The sequence below is a fragment of the Ignavibacteria bacterium genome, from assembly GCA_025612375.1.
Lineage (GTDB): Bacteria > Bacteroidota > Ignavibacteria > Ignavibacteriales > SURF-24 > JAAXKN01.
The window spans coordinates 1-3,079 of record JAAXKN010000094.1 but is presented as its reverse complement, the minus strand read 5'-3'; the positions used below and the strand labels follow the sequence as shown (position 1 = coordinate 3,079).

The following is a 3,079-nucleotide window of genomic DNA, read 5'->3' as shown; positions in this document are numbered from 1 at the left end:
CTGAAGATCCGGCCAATTGGGGTTTGTTGAAAGGCACAAATAACTCTCCCAAAGGCATAGCAAATAACTATTATTATCCACAAAGAAATGCATATGGTATCTTTCAGGCGTCTGTTACTGGGAAAAAGGTAAAATTTGATTATTCAAACTATTCTTCAAGTTTCTCACAGAACATGTTTCAGATGAATCCCTTTAAGACAGTATCCTTTTATAAGAATGAACATTGCAGTGAGATTAATAATACTGTAAACGGGACGAATAATTTTACTATCAACAAATCAAATATAAAGGGCAATCAAAATGCAAATTTGTACCCGATTTATTACCAAATTACCAACCCTCCTTATAGGGAGCCCATTACTGATTATGCCAATTACTACACATATCTTCAGTCACCTGTTGATGTAGTAAAAACATATGCAAAGAAAGCCTATCTAAATTTCACCGTAAAAGTTGATGCTTTTAATCCGGAATATCCTGTTATTACAATATCTGGTTTGACAGGCACCTCATATACTTCCATTGCGGCCTCTTCGGTTTTCGTGACAATGTCAAATAATTCCAACTACGTAAACATGCGAGTTGATGTTACTCCAATAATAGATGCCATAAAAAACAGCAATAATCAGTTGCATGGATTCGGCTTCAAATGCGGTAAAATTGAAAAAGATGGGCAGGTGGGCTACACCTTTACAGGCAATCCCGTGCTTGAATATACTACTGTTACTAACGATACACTTCAGGTTTATACGGCATTTGATAAAAGAGGAAATCTTAAGTTCAAGGTAGACGAAAATTCCATATACTCTGAGTATTATTACGATGCCTTAGGCAGGCCAACCAATACGGCCATGCCCTTAAGCTTCTATGACGGCGTAAATACGAATTATTCATCCATTACATCCTATGATGACGTAAACAATACTGTAACCGAGACGGTCAGGATTAACAATACACCTTCGGCATTGTTGAGTGTGGAAAGGAAGTCTTATTTTGACAGTTTTGGAAATCTCCGCCTGGATCAGGCGAAAAATGAATCCGGAACATATGAAACAAAAAGTGATAAAACCTATAACTACATGGGACTTGTCTCACAGGAAAAAGACGGGGAAGGAAGAATTAAGAAGTATTATTATGACTATCTGCAAAGGCCGATTAAAATAGAAAATGGGGACTTAACGAATAAGACAATTGAATACTTCAAACAATCGAATACACTTGAAAGCGGAACACTGTGGCAGACAAGCTATTCCGAATATACCAAAGCTGTTGATGAGAATAAAGATGAAAATCTTGCAGTTTATACATATTTTGACCTTGTGGGAAATAAAGTTGCCGAGAAAATAGGGAACAATAAACCTACGGTTTTCAAATATGACGACGCCTATAGGTTAATTCAGGTTATTTCCCCTGCGGGAAAAACGGTTAATTACTACTATGACGATCTGGGGAATTTGTCTAAGAAAGAGTCTCCCGCAGATGAGGGAACTACAATGACTAAGTTCGACAGATATAACCGCCTGAGGTTTTCAATGAATGCCTCTGCCCCTTCTACTGAAAGGGGAATTACATTTCAAAAGTATGACTCAAAAGACAGGGTACTGCTGGTGGGAACTCTGCCGTCAAATTACGGATTCAACAGCCTTGAGGCAGATAAAGACTATAGCACAAGTTATTCAGTAGGTCACTTTGAGGATGTAAAAACCGATACAGCAAATTTTGTAACTGTAAATATGTATGACGTATACAGAAAAGAGGGTGTTTTTAAGCAAATGCCTGATCCTTTTACGTGGCTGCAATATGATGCCAACAGCAGCAGGAATCTGAGAGGAAATCTGGTTGCAACTGCATTCAGGGATAAACCTGGGCAGGGATGGAACTATAAGATTTACCTATACGATCAGCTTGGTAGAGTAAACCATATGTATATTAAAGTCGGCAGGAATTCCTGGAAACTTGTTTTTACGCAAACTGATAATATAGGGAATAAGCAACTACAGGGTATCTGTAAGGTAGGGGGTGGCAGTCAGATCGGGGAACAATTTGCATGGTACAATTACGATAATTTGGGACGATTAAAGGATGTGAGATCGAACTCGGTATATGATTACAATACTGCCAAAGTTGAAGCTACATACACTTACAACAAAGCCGATCAGTGCAGTACGCTTACAAATAACCAGGTGTCAGGTTCAAGAAGCCTGACAACCTTTGGATATGAGCCAAACAGGGGATGGCTTAAAAATATTAATAACGGCAGCGGAATGTTCACCGAGACTCTGGGGTTTTACAACAATGGAAACATAGCAAGTCAAGCGGTGGTGAATATATCCTTAAGAAGTCAGACACTAAGCTATAACTATGACGGGATGAACAGGCTTGCTTCTGTTTACTCCGGCTCAACTTTGATGGAATCTTTTCTGTATGATGCAGATGGTAATCCAACAAAGAGGCAGTATAATACGCAGCCAAGCGGCGGGGCAGCATATAATCAAATCGAATATTATTATAACGGAAATAGATTAAGCTATATATATTTCAATGGAACGAAAAAGTACTTTGGTTATGATGTTAATGGAAATGTGACCTATGATGAATTTAATCAGTTAAGCAGCCAGTATGATCATAGAAACCTGCCACTATGGATGGGCTCAGCAAAATACAGATATGATGATGAAGGGCAAAGAACATATAAGGAAGCAAACGGGAAGAAAGAGTATTACTTGAGGGATGATAAAGGTCTTGAACTCGCTGTTTATGACGCAGCAATGGACAGATTAAGCCTGGTAAACCTATATGGAAATGATCTTATAGGAAGAATTGATATTAACTATACAAGCCAGTATGATCCGGAGGCAGATGAGTACGTTGATACAAGGACAGACAGGAAAATCTATTATGTAAAGGATCACCTTGGAAGCATAAGGCTGGGTTTTGACGTCAATGGCGTTCCTGTATCTGCCTTTGACTATTATGCTTTCGGGCAGCTGTTCTCAAGCTTTACCACGGGTTCAGCCGGTGAAAAGTACAAGTTTACTTCGAAGGAAAGAGACTCCGAGACGGGTCTCGATTACTTTGG

At 39.0% G+C, this 3,079-nt stretch carries 1 protein-coding gene; it reads left to right on the top strand.

Annotated features, from left to right (window positions below; genetic code table 11):
• Positions 1-26 precede the first annotated feature (26 nt).
• Positions 27-3,079 (top strand): RHS repeat protein (locus HF312_21335; protein MCU7522759.1); only part of this gene is annotated, 3,053 nt, incomplete at its 3' end.